This is a genomic window from Exiguobacterium sp. U13-1 (assembly GCF_001750115.1).
Classification (GTDB): Bacteria; Bacillota; Bacilli; order Exiguobacteriales; family Exiguobacteriaceae; genus Exiguobacterium_A; species Exiguobacterium_A acetylicum.
Map to the genome: position 1 here is coordinate 1,905,186 of NZ_CP015731.1, position 17,410 is coordinate 1,922,595.

The window sequence follows — 17,410 nt, forward strand, 5'->3', positions numbered from 1 at the left end:
AATTCCATAATAAACCATTTTTCAAATGGAAGACAATCTTTTTCCGGACGTCCAGTAGTGACGAATCGCTTCGATGATGACGTCAGGACGATCCCAGTGTAATAGATGTCCTGTCTCGGGTACGAAATGGACCGTCGCTTGCGTCATCTCATGTAATCGGTTCGTCGCCTGCTGACGGATCGAAGCTTGATCCGTCGGTAACGTTGCGACGTACAACTGAATGTCCGCTGGTGGAACGTCCGGGAGGAAATCAAGAACATCCTCGTGGTGAAGCGCGCGTACGATCGCAGCAGCCGTCTCTCCTCGGGCATGCCAGTGGTATCGTCCTTCCTCCATCCGAAGGAGATCGACGCCGGCTTGATCAAGGGAGGGCGAGCGACGGGCGTTTGAGGCATAAACAGCAATGTCCAAAAATTCGTCCCATGTCGAAACGAAATCCTCGAAATCTTGTTCATAAAAGGTGACTTCTTCCTCTACGGAACGACCGTAGAGCCGTTTACTGTGATAGCCGCCGTCAATTAGGATCGTGCCAAGCACACGGTCTGCATGTTCAATCAAATAATAAAGCGAGAGAACACTGCCCCACGAGTGCGACAAGGCATAGAACCGCTTGATATCAAGGATGTGTAAGACTTCGTCGATCCAGTCCGTAAAGGGTTTCATGCGATAGTGTAGGGGATCTAAGAAAGCTGGTGTTTTGCCGTGACCGGGTAAATCAATCGCAATCAGACGGAATTCGTCCGCGAGCGCTTCGGCGATTTCGATGAAGCTGAGACTCGTACTGCCGAGTCCATGAAAGCAGACAATCGTCGGAAGCTGTTCGTTTCCCCATTCCGTAATATGAACGGATGGTTGCTGACAGGTGATCGTATAACGTTTCATTTGCCGTCTCCTTTTTTCTTTTACTGTACCATGAGGAGAATGTTGGGAATTGAAAAATAAGGAAACTTTTTTAAGGAGTAGCGTAGAGTAAGATAACATGTCATTTACATAGAGGAGAATTCACATGGAAACCATCATCACGATGCTCTTAACAGCCGTTACCTTATATGGACTCGGTGTCCTTGTCACGAAAGTAAAAGAACGCTTGCGTTAATCAAAATAAGTTCAAAGGAGTCCGTCATGTTTCCAATCGTAAAACAAGAATTCACGAGCAGCTTCAAAAGCATCAAAGCGATTCTATTGATTCTTTTTCTGACGATCACGTCCGTCTTCACAGCATCGTATTTGACGAGGCATCCGGAACTGCTTGCTGGCGTTAATCAACCGTCTGCTTATACTTCAAGCATTAAGTTCTTCATCCTGTTCTTCGGTTTTCTGTTCGTGGCTGCGTTATCACACGACATCATCAATCGTGAAATCGAGACGCGGACGATTCGTTTACTGGTCACGAAGACGTCGCGTCTGCGAATCGTTTTGGAGAAGTTTCTCGGATCGCTATTGTTCTGGTGCGCGACGCTTACGATCAATTTTCTGATTGTTTCGCTCTACGCGCAGCAATGGTTCTGGATGGATTATCTGACGGTTCTGATCGTCATCCTATACATCACGAGTTTCAACATCTTTTTATCTACGATGATTGCGAAGCCTGGTTTGACGATGTTTCTCGGTATATTTCTCGGGGTTGTCGTCCCGATCATCGGTCTCTGGTCAGCGTTCTCAGAAAAATGGTATCTGGTACCGTTTCAATACATCTTGCCGTATCACGCTGTCATCATGTCTGGGACGTTATTACTGTTACCTGTTTTATGGAGTGGGTTGTTTTTGACAGTCTCCTATCTCACGTTAAAGCGAAAGGATTTGTAATATGAGTGCGATTGAAGTAAATGGGTTGAAGAAATCGTTCGGTGCGAAGGAAGTCTTACGAGAGGTGAATTTGACGGTCGAACGAGGAGAAATCTTTGGTTTTTTAGGTCGTAATGGTGCTGGGAAATCGACGTTCATTCAGATTATGACCGGAATCACACAAGCGACAGGCGGAACTGTCGACCTTCTCGGTGAACCCGCTGATCGACTGGATACCATCAAACAACGGATCGGAGTCATGCCGGATACATCGAATCTGTATCATGATATGACGGCACGTGCGTTTCTTAACTACATGGCAGGATTATCAGGAGTTCGCATCACGAAGCAAGAAATTGGACGATTGCTTGAACAAGTCGGATTAAGCGGAACGGAGCGACAAAAGATCGGGAGCTTTTCGTTCGGGATGAAGAAAAAGATCAGCATCGCACAAGCGCTCACCGGAAATCCGGAATTACTTTTTTTAGATGAACCGACGTCCGGTCTTGATCCAGAATCGGCGATTGATATCCAGCGATTGTTGCTTGAATTAAAAGCGGAAGGAAAAACGATTTTCTTGACCTCACATGACTTGAATGAGATCGAAAAGATGTGTGACCGTGTCGCCATCATGGCTGAGGGAAGAATCGTCCGCTATGGAACCGTTGCGTCCTTACAAGAAGCAATGAGGCAGGAGATTCAAATCCGTATTCGGACTGTTCCGCGATTAGCGCCATCGCATCTGCCAGCATACGCTCGACTTTTGTCGCAAACCGATGACTGTACACGGCTTGATTTATCGACGGAAGAGGATATTCCAGAGTTACTCGTCATGCTTGCAAAACAAGACGTCAAAGTCTACGAGGTGCAGATCGAACGCCAATCGTTAGAAGAGATTTTCTTAGCGGTCTGACCGATCAACCTCTGATTCCGTCTCCGGAACATCTTCGAGTAAAAGACGACCCCCGTCATTCCACTGACCGTACATCTGATTCAGTTTCGTTTTTTCAATCAACGTCTGGAGACGTTTTTCATAGAGAGCGGGATCCTTACGTACACTTTGAATCGTATCGATCCGGATACGTCGATAAAGCTCCGGGAAGTCATTAAACTGTTCATAGACGATCGGGTCTTCTTGTATTCGCGCCTGGATGGAGTCATCGATGACGAATGCATCAGCATGCATGTCTGGTAGAACCTGTCGTCCGGACGGTTGCATCAAGCCGAGGCGTTCCAAGCGACGGACCCGTTCCTTGTTCAGTTCGGTCCAGTTACTGTTCTTTCGACGCGGGGTGAAGCGTTGCGCCAGTTCACCGTCTTCGGTCTTCTTTGCAATGCCATCAATCCAGCCGAAGCAAAGTGCCTCTTCGACGGCATCGAGATAAAGTAACCCGTCCCCGATTTGTTTTCGACTGAGAATCACCCAACAGAAGGACGCGTGATCCGCGTGGTTCTTCAGCCACTGTCGAAAGCCATCGCGATCGGTAAAGCGTAAGACATTCGTAATTTCCATGTTCGTTCCTCCATTTCATATAGCAGTGCCCCCTCAATGTCACGCGAGGGGGCACTTTTTTTCATTAATGCAACGGATCATGATGAAAGACACAATTCCGACCACTCTTTTTCGCTTGATAGAGGGCAGCGTCTGCCTGCTGGATCGTCTGCAGAAAATTATGCGTCTCAGACGGTTGATGAGTTTGACGAGATACACCAATCGATAACGTCACTTGCAGCGGTTCTGTCGCTGATAACTCATACGTCCGTTTGGCGCAGGCTTCACAGATTTGTTCTGCGAGTCGACGCGTCTCCTGCAACGAATGCTCCGGTAACAGCATCATGAACTCTTCGCCACCGAATCGACCGAGCACACAAGTTGGGGGACAATACGATGTAAGCAAAGAGCTGATTTGCCGCAAGATATGATCGCCGCGGTCATGACCGTAAGTATCATTGACCTGTTTGAAATGATCGACATCGATGATCATGATTGAAAAATCCGTCTGTTGTGATTTGTAACGTTGGACGGTCTCTTCTAGGCGACGTCGATTATCAAGCCCTGTCAACGTATCCGTCAAGGCGAGACGCCGATGCATCCGGACTTGATTAAAGTGCCAGCGGACTTGATGCAAGATGCTGTGCAACAGGAGACCGGCACATCCATTCCCGACGAGAAAGATCATCATCGCGGTCATGTCATTCGGTTGAACATGTTGAACGTATGGTAAACAGAGAATGAGTGCAATCGTGAAGATGATCGGAAACGAGATGAATCGATCCGGTGCTTCATTTTGTAAGTACAAGACAACGATGCTGACGATCAGATACGTACCGATCAGCCAATAGGCATGAGCGGAATCAAAAACGAACGTTTGAAGGGAAGCGAAGACGAGGGTCGTGATGAAGCCGCTACTGATGCCTCCATAAATGAAAGCGATGACGATCAAGGTAATCGACAAATCGAAACGGAATCCCTCATAGGTGATGGCGTTATGGATGACCCAGTAGCCGGCACCTGTCGCAAGGATCAGTACTAACAGATTTTTCTTCAACCAGCTGTCGAACGTGTTTCGAAACTGAAATCGTTTAAAAAAGAACAGGGAGATGAGCACGAAGAAAAAGGTCAGAGCGACGTTGAGGATAAGATGGTTCAGCGTATTCCACATATTCGTGTTCCTCTCAAATGAGTTCTGAAAAATAACTACAAAAAATGTTTCATTCAATGAATATTTATTCTATATAGCCAACGATACCCTAAAGATGTATGAAAATATCTTGATTTCCGTATATTTTAAAAAAGATTAGATTTCTTCAACTAAGTCAATAATACTCGGAGATTTTTTCGCGTGAAGACTCGATTAGATAATCAAGTGAGACGAAATTACGAATGAATGCATACGAGCCGATTTCCTCGATCGATACGCCTAATCTCTCTGCCTGGTGACTGCGGTCATCTTCTTGCGATTGCAGAATCTCGAAGCCTGCTGCTTGCATCCGCTCCCCATCGAATTCGAGGGTAACGACATCTCCATCCTGCCACTCATTTTTTAATTGATGAAAGTGCGTTTGATACGCTGCGCTTGGAGGATCGACTTCAAAGGCGATCCAGCCTGTTGGTGCATCGATTTGGAATGTCGGTGACAATCCACCGCGCGTCACGATCGATTTAATATAATGCCGATGTGTCATATGACGTAATAGCATGGTCAGACCACTCCTTTTTTATCTATTATTACGCGACAGCGTCAGAATATCGAGAAAAATTTTCAAAAGAGATGGAAGGATATTGGATTTTTCTGGTATACTACGATTTCGGAAAGCGTTTGCACAAAAAGGGGGAGAATACATGCAACCATATGCCGTCAAAGCAACGGGACTGACGAAACACTATCAAATCCTACAACGGGAACCGGGACTACGAGGAGCGATCAAAGCGTTGTTTCACCGAACATATCGGACGAAAGAGGCTGTCAAAGCGATTGATTTGACGATCGCGCCAGGAGAACGGGTCGGCTATATCGGTTTCAACGGTGCCGGGAAATCGACGACGATCAAGATGCTCGCTGGTGTCCTGCGTCCGGACGCGGGGAACGTCCGGGTGTTCGGACTTGATCCACACGCCGACCGCGTCAAGAACGCGTCACAAATCGGAGCCGTCTTCGGTCAGCGGACGCAACTGTTCTGGGACATTCCGGTCCAAGAATCGTTTGAGCTGTTGAAGGAAATCTATCAAGTACCGACTTCCGAGTTTGCCGAGACGCTCGCGTGGTTTCGGGAGAAGCTTGATCTGGCACCGCTCTTAGACGTACCAGTCCGACAACTGTCGCTCGGACAAAAGATGCGCTGTGAACTAGCCGCAGCCTTCCTGCATCGACCAAAAGTCGTCTATCTCGACGAACCGACGATCGGGCTTGATATCGAGATCAAGGAGACGATCCGTCATTTCATCCGCGAGATGAGTGATCGCTGGGGGACGACCGTCCTCTTGACGACGCACGACATGCAGGATATCGAGGAAGTCTGTGACCGGGTGATCGTCCTCGACGACGGTAAAATCATCTATGACGATACGATCGATCAGTTGAAGGCATCCTTCAGTCACGAGCGGACACTTCGAATCACGCTCGAAGAACCGGTGCCGTTCGCTTTACCGACAGCGTTGATCAATCGTGTGATTGTGTTTGAGACGGATGAACTAACGTATGAGCTCGCCTTCGACGACCGAGAACTGTCAAGCGGTCAAGTCATCAAGGAAATCGTTTCGCTGTACGCCGTTCGGGACGTCTCCGTGTCCGTACCGAAGTTGGAGACGTTAATCCGCAAGCTCTACCAAGCGGGGATCAGTGCATGAGAATCCGTAAATATACCGCGTTGATGCGGTCCCAAATCAAAGTTGATCTCGCCTACACGGCCTGGTACTGGGCAAGCATGTTTAGCGTGACGATGCGTCTGTTCATCCTCTATTTCTTCTGGCAAGCCGTATATGCCAATAAGACCGATGTTTCCGGTATCTCGCTGTCGACGATGCTGACATATGCGGTGCTTGCGACGATGATCGATCAGTTCCGCGGGGGTGCCGGACGCGATCTCGCCCGGATGATCAAACAAGGGGCGATCGCAATCGAGTTACTCCGTCCGTATCACTTGCTCGATAAGTTACTCGCCCAAGACATCGGCTCAAAAGTCTCGGTCTTGTTCCGCTCGATCCTACCACTCGTCATCGTCTCGATCTTGTTCATCGGCGTGGATCGACCACAGTCATGGCTAGCTGGCATTGCCTTCGTCGGTAGCGTGATTTGTGCCGTGTTGCTCGCGACATTGATTGATCTGCTCGTCGGCATCTTTGCCTTCTATACCGTCAACATTTGGGGACTATCCGTCTTACAGGACGCCGTCATCACGATCATGTCCGGTGCGATCGTCCCGTTGACGCTGTTCCCGGACTGGTTTCAGACGATCAGTCTGTACTTACCGTTTGCTTCACTCGTCTACGTTCCGGTTGCGATCTATACGGGAGAAATTGGCGCAAGCGGCATCCTGCAGGCGTTACTGATTCAAATCGGTTGGTTGATTGGGTTCTTTGTCATCTTGCGGATCACGTTCGCGCTCGCAATCCGGAAAGTGACGGTGTTCGGCGGATGAAACGATACATAAAACTCTACTGGTTGTATGCCAAAAGTCATTTTAAAGTGATGATGGAATACCGGATCGATTTCCTGATCGGTGTCTTGTCGGTCTTCGGTCAACAGTTCGCCTCACTCTTTTTCCTGTCGGTCGTCTTTCAGCATATCGAGACGCTAAACGGTTGGGACTTTTACGAGATCCTATTCATTTACGGGATTGCCTTTTTAGGGCGAGCCTTACACCATATCTTCTTTGATAACTTGTGGACGATCGGCTGGCAGTACATCCGGACCGGGAATCTGGATCGGTTGTTGATGCGCCCGGTCAATCCACTGTTTCAAATCGTCGCCGAGCGCGTTCAGCAAGACGGGTTCGGTCAACTATTGATTGGCGGGGGGGTGCTCTATGTTGCTTCCGATCACCTCGACATGATCTGGAGCTTCGGTGATGTCTTGATGTTGATCGTACTTGTTCTTTCGAGCGGATTGCTCTATATCGCGATCAACCTGTTTTTTGCGACGTTCTCGTTCTGGATGGTCGACAGTTTACCGGTCGTCTCAGCGGTCTTCAGTCTGAGTGATTTCGCCCGTTATCCGATGACGATCTACTCGAAAGTCTTGATGTTCGTCTTGACCTACATCATCCCGTTCGGCTTTACTGCCTTTTATCCGGCGATGTATTTCTTTGACGGAAGAGGCTATGGTGTAATAGCAGTCGCGACACCACTCGTCGCGATCATCGCCTGTTTGATTGCTTATCGGTTCTGGTTGTTTGGACTGAAGGCATTCGCGAGTACGGGATCTTGAAATAAGAAGAACCTTGAAGTGTTGCGACGCTTCAAGGGTTCTTTTTGTTTCTAATCAATTTAGATATGGATTTCTTTATCTAAAATATGAAACTTTTGTTATTAAATGACAGTATAAAATATTGAGACATGAATCTGAGGGAGGGGTTACATTGAAAAAGGGATGGCTCGTATTACTGTGTTTGGTCTTGCTTACCTTATCGGGGTGTACCGTTTGGGAAAGGACAGAAAACTTCTTTTCACAGAACGACGAAACGATTAAAAACAAGACGATCAAGATTGGTCAAGATGATCAGGTCAAGATCGTTCCGCTCTATACGCAATACAATCAGTACTTAGAAGAAGCGATGCAGACAGGAAACTCAGACGACAACACGAACAGTTACCTAAAACATGTCTTAGGTTACATCGATGAAATCGGTGAGCAACAAGATCTCGATCTAACATATATGAAAAGTTACTTTATGCTACAAGCAACTGAGTATAAAGAACAATTGGTGAGTCGGACGAAAGAGCTGATGAAACAAGATACAGAGATCAAAAAAATCATTGAAAAAAGTTACACTGCTTCACATCGGGCATTACCAAAACAAACGAATACGATATTCATCGTGCCTGTTAACTCGGAATTCATTGAGCGTATGGATGTCATGGGAGGGGTCGCAGGATTGGCAACTAGAGATTGCTTCATGCTATTCCTTACCGCTGACTACGATAAGAAAATGTTGGAATATGCAGTAGCCCATGAATATCACCACACTGCTTTATATGATCGGATGAAGCTAGATACTTCCTTAGGAGAGGAAGCTAGTCCACTGATCCATTCACTCCTCCTTGAAGGGAAAGCGGATCAGTTCGCGAAACGCGTCGTTAAAGGTGTGACACCAGCTTGGGTCGAGCCATTAGAAGAAGAGACGAAACAACGTGTTCTACGTTTAATGAAAAATGGTGAGTTAACGCAAGATGATATCATGGACGGCAATAAGGAACAGGATGTACCTATGTGGAGTATGTACCGATTAGGTAAAGATATCATGGACGCATATCTTGAAAAACATCCTTCAGAATCGATAGCAGATTGGACGACTAAAGACGCGGAAACGATTTTAAAGGATTACAAGTATAAAAATGATCTACTTTGATTCAAAAAATAGACCCGTCAGCATAAAGAAGCTGATGGGCATATTTTTGTACTTTTGAAATTTTTCGAAATTAAGTCGAACGCTTTTGAACGATGGATGAACAGAAATAAAACGGCGAACGTGTTTTTTAGGAAATATCAGTTCGGGCGAGTGAACGGATAGCGTTTGACATGGCAGGGGAGACAGGATGAATCTGTTCGATGTAATCGAGGATCACTAGTGCAGCCGTTTTATTATGTGAATAGCCTGGCATCATCTCTGAGAATCGGTTGACCATTTCCGGGAAACGTTGCTCAATCCGACGTTCCGGAGCAAACGGATCAACAGATGTCGTTTCCTCTTTTTCAAATGAGGACAGAACGTGTAACAATTGACCAACGGCAAATTGTTGAATCAAACGGAAGGCTGATAAGGTTTCACCACGTGCTTCGCGACAGAGCCCGACATATAGGTTCGTCAGTGCTTCATGGATGGCGTAATCGACGGATGGATGTTCGCTCGAACTGTTACGTGGTTGTGGGACTAAGCGTTCAAACGCGTCGAAGGAAGGATCGCACCACACGATACGACCAGCGGAAAATGCAATTTCAGAAAGTTCATCTAGTTCGAAGATCGCGAATTCGGCGTAGATACCGTCGTCAAACATGACTTTATGTCCATCCTGCGTATTTTGAAATTGAAAGTGTAAAGGGTATGTGTTTTCTAACCAGTCGAGTTGCTCGATGAATCGAGCCTTCTTACCGGGCTTTGCGATGACGAAAAAGTCTAAGTCCGAATAGTCATCGAGTCGTGCAAGTTCTTGACCGACTGAACCGAGTCCGAGAAGGACAAGCGCATCATCTGTTTGTGCAATCGTTTGCCCAATTGCGTCTAATCGTTCCAATAATACGTCTCTATGTGTCATCTCTGTTACTCCCTCTTTATGGTGTTTATATGTAAAAATTGCGGACACCTCATTAGGGAAGCGTCCGCGAGTGTCGGTAGGGCGATCAAAAATGATCGCTTTGCATCTTATGGAGCAATTGGTCGAACGTCTCGTGGTCCTTTGATGTAAAGGCACGGAAATAACGATCATCAATCTCTTCGATCTCGGGAGCTGATGTTTGAATCAGCGCTGCACCATCTTCCGTCAAGAGAATCCGTTTTTCCCGGTTGATTCGTTTTCGGATGACGAGGTGTTCTGCGAGCAACTTCTTGACCGTTTGCGAAATGGCACCGCTTGAGAGTTCGAGCGTGCGTTCAAGTGATTTTTGCGTCGCACTCTCTTGATGATACAAGGTCATCAATAAATCGAATTGGGATTTTGAGAGTCCTTTTGGTTTCAGTACATCGTTGACTTCTTTCGAATAACGAGAATGGATTCGCTGAATGGCGTTCCAGTGTTGCATTGAAGATTCGAATGTGAAGGTCATGATTTTTCCTCCTCTTCTGTCACGCAGGATTGAGCTTATCGAAGAAACGGATTAATTCTTTCTGTTGTCGCGCAGTCAAAGCAGCGAATTGTTCTTGTAGAAAACGTTCGTAGGCGGGCAACACTTCTTGCAGAATGGCTGCTCCTTTTTCCGTCAAGAGCAGATAGTTCGTCTTCCATTTGCGTTTGCGGGTGATGAGTTGCCGATCAAATAAACGTTTGATTCCGTGTGAAATCGTGCCATCGGTCACTTGGATCCGTTCCGCGATTTCCTTCTGGCTCGTGCATGAGGTCGTTTGTAGGCAACGTAATACTTCAAGATTCGTATGGGAGAGATCCCATTGTTTCAAGAACGCATTGACGCGCTTGATTTGTTGATTATGATACGTCGAAATCGTATGCCAGCATGTCATGGGATATGTCTCTGTCATTATTGTCATGAGGAACCTCTTAAATGTAGAATGTACTGCTGATGAATTACTTTTACCATACCATATTAAAAATATGTAGTGCTACTAGTTTGAACGCAAACCCATCACTTCCCATCATTGCCTAGGAACTGTACAAAAAAGACCTGAACGTGTCAGGTCGGTTCAGGAAGGAATCCCATTCGAAAGCGTGAGATAGGAATCCGTTAACTGGAATCCATATTTCGTAAAACATTGATCTGAGACGCGTCCTTGTAAGGTAATCGTCGCATAGTCGCCACGAATCGCGTAATGAGTGTACTTTTTTTCAATATCATGAATCAATGACTCAAGTAACAGACCACGCTCGCCGAGTCCTTCTTCCCGAACGTTGATCTCAAGTAAACAGAATGTACCATATTCGGTGAGGGATGTGCGCTTTGTTCGTTCGTGAAGCACGGTTAAGAACGAACGTTTTGAAATAAGGGATCGACTATGGGGTGGTTCTAGAATCGTGACGTAATAACTGAGAGCTGGTGGACGTAAATTACGCGTGACTTCGACGACTTGCCGCTGATTGTTGTACGCGAGACCAACGAATTGTTCCTGCGGATGATGCGGCACGGTCAGTCCTTCTTGCTCACAAACGGTTTGCCACTCGGCTTCTGGAATCCAGACAGCCTCTTCGGTTTTCGCTAAAGCTTTAAAGAACTTCACGTTAAACGGATGACCTCCTATAGGGTATGTAAAATGACTATTCCCATCATGCCTGATGGCTAGACAAAAAACGAGTTACAATCTGACGACAAATGATCTTCCTTTGCTATAAGTATACCGTGAAATTTCGTTTTGAAACAGACTACACCTGAATCAATCGACTGTCTATACTGAATGTATCCAGTCAGGAGGCGAGCGTATGAAACCAGTCGAAGGTCCGTTTTTCCATGGCACGAAAGCCACATTGCGAATCGGTGACGAATTGAAACCAGGGCACGCGTCGAATTTTCGTGAACGACCGCTCCAGCACGTCTATTTCACAGCAACACTTGATGCAGCGAAGTGGGGCGCGGAGCTCGCACAATCTGACTCTCCGGAGCACATCTATCTCGTCGAACCACTCGGAGCGTATGAGGATGATCCGAACTTGACGAACAAACGGTTCCCAGGCAATCCGACCCGGTCGTATCGTTCGACTGAACCCGTGAAGATCATCGCTGAACTCGGAACGTGGGAACGGCATACGGATGAAGAGATTGAGACGATGAAAGCATCCCTGCAGCGGTTACGCGTAGAAGGGAAGGATACGATCATCGACTAAACGAACGGGGGAGAAGACTTGCCTGTATATGATTTTAAATCGATCCAACCAACGAACGTGAACTTCATTGATCAATTATTAGTTAATCACTTGCATGCCATCCGCCTGAATCAACAGGACGAGCGATTGATCACGATTCTGGAAGATCCATTCGTTCCACCTGTTGAAACGATCGTTGGAGTCTATTGTGTCTACCGGAAATCAATTCTCGACCTGTTGCAAGGCAGGATTTCCTCCATCGATTCGTTTGACTTTCAGAAAGTATTTGTGAAAGACAAACTCCTGACAGCAGAAGGTGTCGAAGGAGTGCTTGATATGGCGACATTCGTCGTCATCGCTTCAGAAGACACCACCTATATGTCTCACTACTTCATCGGCGGTGAGGCAGAGAAACTCAATTCGATACTAAATGTATGCTTTGGTCATCCGAATTTGATTGACGATCAATCGACGAAGCGTTGCATCAAACGCTTCGAGCAGGATGTTTTGATCGTTGCAAAGATGGGATTCATGAAATTGCTTCGAAATGAATAGAGAAACTAATTGAATGTAAGATAAGCACTACCACGTATTTTTTTGTCAGAATGTACTGCAAGGTGAAGATGGGATGGTACAATATGTAAAAAGGGGGCGTTTATATGTCTCGCTTCAAACAAGAAAAGAAACAACCACTCGATCATCTACGCGATGGTGTTGATCAAGGTCTTGGTAGTGCCGTACCTCGTGGACAAAACGACGGAATGCGCGGACTTGAGATGCTTGCAGTCGTCGTAATCCTTGGTGGAGGATATTTGCTATACCAATGGTTTTTCTAAAGTAAGAAGCATCATCCTTTCGGGGACGATGCTTCTTTTTGTTCGATTTCATTGACGATATCATCAAGCGTGACATGAGCCAGCACCTTCTCAAGAGCAGATTGCGCAAGCTCGAAGATTGGCGTGACCGTCGATTGGATGTTTCGTCCGACCGGGCAGTCTGGATTCGGTGCCGCATGGACGCTGAACAATTCCTTGTCCGGGACGACAGCGACAGCGTGATAAACGTCAAGCAGCGTGATGCTAGACAATGGACGAGCAAGCCGTGCACCGGCAACACCCGGACGAACTTCGATCAAACTGGCTTTTTTGAGCATGCTCATGATTTTACGGATGACAACCGGATTCGTATTGACGCTGCCGGCAATCAAGTCGGATGTCATTTTCTCTTCGGTCGCAATCAACGAGAGAATGTGGATGCCGACGGAAAAACGTGTACTGATGGCCAACGGATGACCCTCCTTCTTAACAACAGTGTTCTCTCATTATACGCTGTATCATTCATTTGGCAAGAAACAGGGAATAGAGACAATAATGTTGACAAACACTTTATTTGTAACTATATTGGTTACATGTAATCGAAGTAGTTACATATTAAAAGGAGGAATCATCATGAACATTGGAGTTATCGGTGCAACAGGAAAAGCAGGGCAATTGATTCTACAAGAAGCAATCGAGCGCGGGCATGACGTCACAGCAATCGTCCGTAATGCGGCAAAAGTGACGGCTAACGTCACGATTCTCGAGCGCGATGTCCTCGCGCTGACGAAAGACGACTTGAACGGGTTTGACGCAATCGTCAATGCGTTTAACGCAGCACCCGGTGAGGAGACGAAACATATCGAAGTCGGGCGTCACTTGATCAATCTGTTAGCAGGTAGTACGACGCGCCTATTCGTTGTCGGTGGTGCTGGTAGTCTATTCGTTGACGAGAGTCACTCGACACGCGTCATGGAAACACCTGATTTCCCGGAAGCGTATTATCCGACAGCCTCGAACATGGGGAAAAATCTGATCGAACTACAAGGACAGCAAGACGTGACGTGGACGTATCTCAGCCCCGCTGGATTCTTTGATCCGAGCGGTAAACGAACAGGAACGTATTCGGTCGGCGGCGAGCAGATGATTCTAAATGCAAAAGGGGAGAGCTACATCAGTTACGCGGATTATGCCATTGCTGTAGTGGATGAGCTTGAAAAGGGACAACACCTCAACGAACGGTTTTCCGTCGTTGGTGAACAAGGATAACGTTGTCAGACCGACGTATCTAGTCGGTCTTTTTTGATGGGCGGAGTGAGAGATACAGCGGAGGACGGATGGCGAAGTGGCGCGGTTTGTTTAAAATGAGAAGAGAAATAACAAAAGGAGCATACATTATGATGCGACGATATTTTAGTATCATCAGTCTGTTAGCTGTCTTGATCGTCTGTACGACGTCAACGCAACCGTCTCGGTTCGAACGTTCTGAACCAATCGCGACGATTGAAGATCATTACGCAGGACAAATCAATTGGCCGAGTGACACCGATCCGTTGCTAGAGCTTCATGCCAAACCGTGATCTACATATGACCGATCAAAGCCCGTCTCCTTAAAGAAGACGGGCTTTTTGGTGACGTTAAATGACAGTCATTGCGCTCAAGAAGACGAAGAAGAACGTGATGCCGCTCGTCAAAATCAAAAAGGGAAGGACGATCAGTAATTCGAGATGCGGACGAAGACCGTAGTAAAGCAGAAAGAACAAAGTCAAACAGGCGGTCGTGATCGTCAACGCAAGAGAAGTCATCAAGAGATGAAGGGGTTCGAAAAACGGAAGGTGAGACGATCCTGTGATCGTATCGAAAGCTAAACCAAAGGACAGAAAAATGAGTAAATACAGAAGCGATTTTTGACGAAACATGTGGCATGTCTCCTTTTACTAAACGATACATTTAGTATAAAGCGTAGGTCATCTTGTTTTACCTAACAAAAATGTAAGAAAGTGGCTGATTTCAAACAGCTGAATCTTTCTTGTATAACAATGTCAAACGCGTCATCAAAAAGTAGAGGAAAGCGGCGCTACTCGCGATTGCCTGAAAATAGATCGGTTGAAACAGACCTTTGAATACAAGTAACAGTACGCCACCGAGTAATAAGGCGATGCCTTGATTCAGGAGGAGGTGTGTTATCCAAGGTAGTGGACGTGAGCGAAATCGGAAGTAACGAATCGCGTCAGTCAGGATGCCACCGACCGTGATGACGATCGCAAACGACAGCAAGGTTTCGAAGACACCTGGATAATAGCCGACGTCCGGATCGGGCTTGAGACGTGGTGACGACAGGAGGTGTTGATAAAGCATCAAAAAAATCCAATTACTCATCAGTAGTCGAAATGACAGACGCATCATGGTACTCCTCCTTCCCGGTTTTCATGACGATGAATAGACGGGTGATCATTACATATAAACAGGCAGCGACTACGTTTCCGATGAAAAATAGCGCGGGAAGTGAACTGAACAAGATGAACGCACCGGCAAACACAAGGACCGTGCCTTGATGAACGAGGAGATGTGTCGTCCACGGTAGCGAACGCTTCGTGAAACGGACAGCTAACAGCATGTCAGCCATCGCGATGCTGCTGAAGAACAGTAGCATGACAGCGTCTAACTGTTCATTGACGAGCTGCACCGCGTGAGACAAACACGGAACAATCATCGTCATCGAGCCAAACAATTGGAGAAACAGAAAAAAGCTGAAGACGGTCCGACCGAACCACCCGAACAGATAGGGGAGGAATGACGGATACTTTCGCGCCGACTCGGAGACGATGAAATAGAGCAACGCTACACCAGAACAGAATACGATCAGAACGAGCGAAAACGAATTTGGTTGCATGAGCAGATAGAGGACGATGCTTGCGAATAACGCGACGATTTGATTGAGGATGACCCGTTGTGCAAATGAAATATCCGAACGAAATAACAGGCGCAGAAGCCCTTCTGTTAAGAGTGCACCGATCAGAATGGCGGGACCGACAAACAATGGACCAATCATAAAAAAGTCGGTGAAGGAAGTGCCGTATATTGCTGGGTCACCCATCTCAAACCCAGCAATGAGTGCATACAAGAAAACGAACAATATCGCGGAAATGAAACTGTTCTTTACGATAGATAACATGAGATAAGCCCTTTCCGACTGACGTTCAAAATAGTTTATACCAATACAATGTCAGGTCAATATGTGGATTGGCGAATTGTTTTAAACTATCGACACCGCCGAGCACGAAACCTTCTCGTTCGTAAAAACGGCAAGCAATCAAGTTATCGTCCTGTGCTTCGAGTGACAGACCACTCAACTCACGTTGCTGTGCCCATTTTGACGCAGCGACAAGCAATTGGTGTCCGACGCCTAGTTTACGAAACGCTTGTTTGACCGCGATGTTTTCGATGTAGGCGAAACGGTTCCAGTCACGAACAAGACGAATCTGTCCGACACAAGAAGTGCCGGAAAAGGCGAGGAGGACGATACGATCTTGATGATCAATATAAGTAGACCAATCGAGACGATCGTCCGGGAAATGGGTTTCAGTAGCGGTTTCATAGAGTTCTTCCGTATAAGACCATGCGGTACCAGAAAACTGCGGAACGATGCGTCCGATGATCGGGAATGAATCGTTGGCATCATTAACGAATGGAATGCTCTCGAACGATAGCGGTTGAATCGTCAGCTTTTCAGTCTCTTTCATTGTCATCCTCCTTCTTTCTATAGAGATCTACTTTACTCTATTCATCATCTCCTACAGACTGAGCATTGTCACGAGGAGAGATGCGAGAACAGGTCAATTTTCGAATGAACCAGGTTTTAATTTTTCTAAAAAAGGAATTGCTTCAACAGGAACGAATACATAGTCAGAAGACGTTGAAACAGTACAGAAAGACAGCAGTAGAGGACGTGACAACATGAATATGGATAAGGTCAATCAGTATCTCGATGCCTATGGATATGGCGTAATTTTCATTTTTTTATTTTTTGGCATCGTCGGGATTCCAGCACCGGAAGAATCCTTACTCGTCCTGATCGGCATCTTAAGTGGTCAAAATGAAGAACGTTTAATCTATTCAATCTTGACTGCGTATGCTGGGACGTTCGTCGGTATGCTGACGGCATATGGAGCGGGGCGCTTCTTCGGACCGACCGTCCTACGGTACGGTCGATTCCTCGGATTGACGAAGGAACGCTGGGAGCGGGTGTCAAAAGGCTACATGGAACGAATCAATCGAACGATCATTGGCGGTCTTTACATTCCGGGGGTGCGACAGATCAATCCATATTTTGCAGGCATGAAGCGGATTTCTTTCGGTCGGTACTTCTTTGTGTCAGCAATCGGTTCCGCGCTGTGGGTCGTCCCCTTTGTCTTACTCGGTCACTTTGCAGGAAAGACATTTCATATCAAGCCGGAAGTCGTACCGTATTTCGGACTTGCCTTACTCGTATTGTTCCTGCTCGGAGTGCTCGTGAAATGGCTCAAGCGGAAGCGACTTGAGAAACGCGTCGTTTCAGGGAAAAACGAAGCGGGAAAAGAAGACTAAACGTTACTTCTTTTTTGAAGATCGTCGGAACAGTTTGAAG

General features: G+C 46.6%; 25 protein-coding genes. 12 read left to right on the forward strand and 13 right to left on the reverse strand.

Annotation, left to right across the window (positions count from 1 at the left end):
* Nucleotides 1–21 precede the first annotated feature (21 nt).
* A complete protein-coding gene (locus tag ESP131_RS09775; protein ID WP_069940572.1) occupies nucleotides 22–882 on the reverse strand; it encodes an alpha/beta fold hydrolase in 861 nt (286 codons plus the stop codon).
* Between the two features lie 240 nt (nucleotides 883–1,122).
* Between ESP131_RS09775 and ESP131_RS09780 the strand changes: the two genes are divergently transcribed.
* Together ESP131_RS09780 and ESP131_RS09785 are read left to right on the forward strand one after the other, a co-directional pair.
* Complete coding sequence (locus ESP131_RS09780) at nucleotides 1,123–1,806, forward strand: ABC transporter permease (RefSeq protein ID WP_069940573.1); 684 nt, start codon at nucleotides 1,123–1,125, stop codon at nucleotides 1,804–1,806.
* 1 nt (nucleotide 1,807) lies between these two features.
* Entirely contained in the window at nucleotides 1,808–2,698 is an 891-nt protein-coding gene (locus ESP131_RS09785) for an ABC transporter ATP-binding protein (protein ID WP_069940574.1), read from the forward strand.
* Here the strand turns inward: ESP131_RS09785 and ESP131_RS09790 are convergent.
* From ESP131_RS09790 to ESP131_RS09800, 3 genes are all read right to left on the reverse strand, one after another.
* Nucleotides 2,687–3,298 (reverse strand): YdeI/OmpD-associated family protein, encoded by a 612-nt coding sequence (locus ESP131_RS09790; RefSeq protein WP_069940575.1) that lies wholly within the window; start codon nucleotides 3,296–3,298, stop codon nucleotides 2,687–2,689. The two genes, ESP131_RS09785 and ESP131_RS09790, sit on opposite strands and share 12 nt — an antisense overlap.
* Before the next feature lie 64 nt (nucleotides 3,299–3,362).
* The gene (locus tag ESP131_RS09795) at nucleotides 3,363–4,448 is read right to left on the reverse strand and encodes a diguanylate cyclase (protein WP_069940576.1); all 1,086 of its coding nucleotides are present in this window, start codon (nucleotides 4,446–4,448) and stop codon (nucleotides 3,363–3,365) included.
* A 154-nt stretch (nucleotides 4,449–4,602) separates the two neighbouring features.
* On the reverse strand, nucleotides 4,603–4,986 hold the full coding sequence (locus tag ESP131_RS09800; protein ID WP_069940577.1) for a hypothetical protein: 384 nt from the start codon (nucleotides 4,984–4,986) through the stop codon (nucleotides 4,603–4,605).
* A gap of 142 nt (nucleotides 4,987–5,128) precedes the next feature.
* On the opposite strand from ESP131_RS09800, the gene ESP131_RS09805 reads away from it, so the two are divergent.
* The 4 genes from ESP131_RS09805 to ESP131_RS09820 all read left to right on the forward strand — a co-directional run bounded on the left by ESP131_RS09805 (nucleotide 5,129) and on the right by ESP131_RS09820 (nucleotide 8,853).
* Nucleotides 5,129–6,133 carry an ABC transporter ATP-binding protein gene (locus ESP131_RS09805; protein ID WP_069940578.1) on the forward strand — a complete coding sequence of 335 codons (1,005 nt, stop codon included), beginning with the start codon at nucleotides 5,129–5,131 and terminating at the stop codon, nucleotides 6,131–6,133.
* Complete coding sequence (locus ESP131_RS09810; protein WP_197499319.1) at nucleotides 6,130–6,924, forward strand: ABC transporter permease; 795 nt, start codon at nucleotides 6,130–6,132, stop codon at nucleotides 6,922–6,924. The genes ESP131_RS09805 and ESP131_RS09810 overlap by 4 nt, the downstream gene beginning before the upstream one ends.
* Complete coding sequence (locus tag ESP131_RS09815; protein ID WP_069940579.1) at nucleotides 6,921–7,712, forward strand: ABC transporter permease; 792 nt, start codon at nucleotides 6,921–6,923, stop codon at nucleotides 7,710–7,712. The genes ESP131_RS09810 and ESP131_RS09815 overlap by 4 nt, the downstream gene beginning before the upstream one ends.
* A 187-nt stretch (nucleotides 7,713–7,899) precedes the next feature.
* A complete protein-coding gene (locus tag ESP131_RS09820; RefSeq protein WP_197499320.1) occupies nucleotides 7,900–8,853 on the forward strand; it encodes a DUF2268 domain-containing putative Zn-dependent protease in 954 nt (317 codons plus the stop codon).
* A gap of 127 nt (nucleotides 8,854–8,980) precedes the next feature.
* Here the strand turns inward: ESP131_RS09820 and ESP131_RS09825 are convergent, their stop codons facing one another.
* The 4 genes from ESP131_RS09825 to ESP131_RS09840 form a co-directional block, all read right to left on the reverse strand.
* Nucleotides 8,981–9,757 carry a hypothetical protein gene (locus ESP131_RS09825; RefSeq protein WP_069940581.1) on the reverse strand — a complete coding sequence of 259 codons (777 nt, stop codon included), beginning with the start codon at nucleotides 9,755–9,757 and terminating at the stop codon, nucleotides 8,981–8,983.
* An 85-nt stretch (nucleotides 9,758–9,842) separates the two neighbouring features.
* A complete protein-coding gene (locus tag ESP131_RS09830; RefSeq protein WP_023468160.1) occupies nucleotides 9,843–10,265 on the reverse strand; it encodes a MarR family winged helix-turn-helix transcriptional regulator in 423 nt (140 codons plus the stop codon).
* A gap of 19 nt (nucleotides 10,266–10,284) precedes the next feature.
* Nucleotides 10,285–10,704: a MarR family winged helix-turn-helix transcriptional regulator gene (locus ESP131_RS09835; RefSeq protein WP_069940582.1), complete on the reverse strand. Its 420-nt coding sequence runs from the start codon at nucleotides 10,702–10,704 to the stop codon at nucleotides 10,285–10,287.
* 153 nt (nucleotides 10,705–10,857) lie between these two features.
* Nucleotides 10,858–11,388, reverse strand: a complete 531-nt coding sequence (locus tag ESP131_RS09840) for a hypothetical protein (RefSeq protein WP_023468162.1) — start codon at nucleotides 11,386–11,388, stop codon at nucleotides 10,858–10,860.
* A 199-nt stretch (nucleotides 11,389–11,587) separates the two neighbouring features.
* Between ESP131_RS09840 and arr the strand changes: the two genes are divergently transcribed.
* From arr to ESP131_RS16665, 3 genes are all read left to right on the forward strand, one after another.
* Entirely contained in the window at nucleotides 11,588–11,989 is a 402-nt protein-coding gene (gene arr, locus ESP131_RS09845; protein WP_069940583.1) for an NAD(+)--rifampin ADP-ribosyltransferase, read from the forward strand.
* 18 nt (nucleotides 11,990–12,007) lie between these two features.
* A complete protein-coding gene (locus tag ESP131_RS09850; protein WP_069940584.1) occupies nucleotides 12,008–12,523 on the forward strand; it encodes a hypothetical protein in 516 nt (171 codons plus the stop codon).
* Nucleotides 12,524–12,627: 104 nt separating this feature from the next.
* The gene (locus ESP131_RS16665; RefSeq protein ID WP_156772505.1) at nucleotides 12,628–12,804 is read left to right on the forward strand and encodes a hypothetical protein; all 177 of its coding nucleotides are present in this window, start codon (nucleotides 12,628–12,630) and stop codon (nucleotides 12,802–12,804) included.
* Between the two features lie 11 nt (nucleotides 12,805–12,815).
* Here ESP131_RS16665 and ESP131_RS09855 read toward each other — a convergent pair whose 3' ends face one another.
* A complete protein-coding gene (locus tag ESP131_RS09855) occupies nucleotides 12,816–13,253 on the reverse strand; it encodes an Rrf2 family transcriptional regulator (RefSeq protein ID WP_069940585.1) in 438 nt (145 codons plus the stop codon).
* A 163-nt stretch (nucleotides 13,254–13,416) separates the two neighbouring features.
* On the opposite strand from ESP131_RS09855, the gene ESP131_RS09860 reads away from it, so the two are divergent.
* Nucleotides 13,417–14,052, forward strand: coding sequence for an NAD(P)-dependent oxidoreductase (locus ESP131_RS09860; protein WP_035408193.1), 636 nt, complete (start codon nucleotides 13,417–13,419; stop codon nucleotides 14,050–14,052).
* A gap of 128 nt (nucleotides 14,053–14,180) precedes the next feature.
* Nucleotides 14,181–14,363, forward strand: coding sequence for a hypothetical protein (locus tag ESP131_RS09865; protein WP_069940586.1), 183 nt, complete (start codon nucleotides 14,181–14,183; stop codon nucleotides 14,361–14,363).
* Nucleotides 14,364–14,420: 57 nt separating this feature from the next.
* Here ESP131_RS09865 and ESP131_RS09870 read toward each other — a convergent pair whose 3' ends face one another.
* The 4 genes from ESP131_RS09870 to ESP131_RS09885 all read right to left on the reverse strand — a co-directional run bounded on the left by ESP131_RS09870 (nucleotide 14,421) and on the right by ESP131_RS09885 (nucleotide 16,526).
* Nucleotides 14,421–14,702: a hypothetical protein gene (locus ESP131_RS09870; protein WP_035408189.1), complete on the reverse strand. Its 282-nt coding sequence runs from the start codon at nucleotides 14,700–14,702 to the stop codon at nucleotides 14,421–14,423.
* Between the two features lie 91 nt (nucleotides 14,703–14,793).
* Complete coding sequence (locus ESP131_RS09875) at nucleotides 14,794–15,189, reverse strand: hypothetical protein (RefSeq protein ID WP_156772506.1); 396 nt, start codon at nucleotides 15,187–15,189, stop codon at nucleotides 14,794–14,796.
* Complete coding sequence (locus ESP131_RS09880) at nucleotides 15,155–15,958, reverse strand: hypothetical protein (protein ID WP_069940588.1); 804 nt, start codon at nucleotides 15,956–15,958, stop codon at nucleotides 15,155–15,157. The genes ESP131_RS09875 and ESP131_RS09880 overlap by 35 nt, the downstream gene beginning before the upstream one ends.
* A gap of 25 nt (nucleotides 15,959–15,983) precedes the next feature.
* On the reverse strand, nucleotides 15,984–16,526 hold the full coding sequence (locus tag ESP131_RS09885) for a GNAT family N-acetyltransferase (RefSeq protein WP_069940589.1): 543 nt from the start codon (nucleotides 16,524–16,526) through the stop codon (nucleotides 15,984–15,986).
* A gap of 214 nt (nucleotides 16,527–16,740) precedes the next feature.
* Here ESP131_RS09885 and ESP131_RS09890 point away from each other — a divergent pair, with 214 nt between their 5' ends.
* Nucleotides 16,741–17,370: a DedA family protein gene (locus ESP131_RS09890; protein ID WP_069940590.1), complete on the forward strand. Its 630-nt coding sequence runs from the start codon at nucleotides 16,741–16,743 to the stop codon at nucleotides 17,368–17,370.
* Nucleotides 17,371–17,410: the final 40 nt, after the last annotated feature.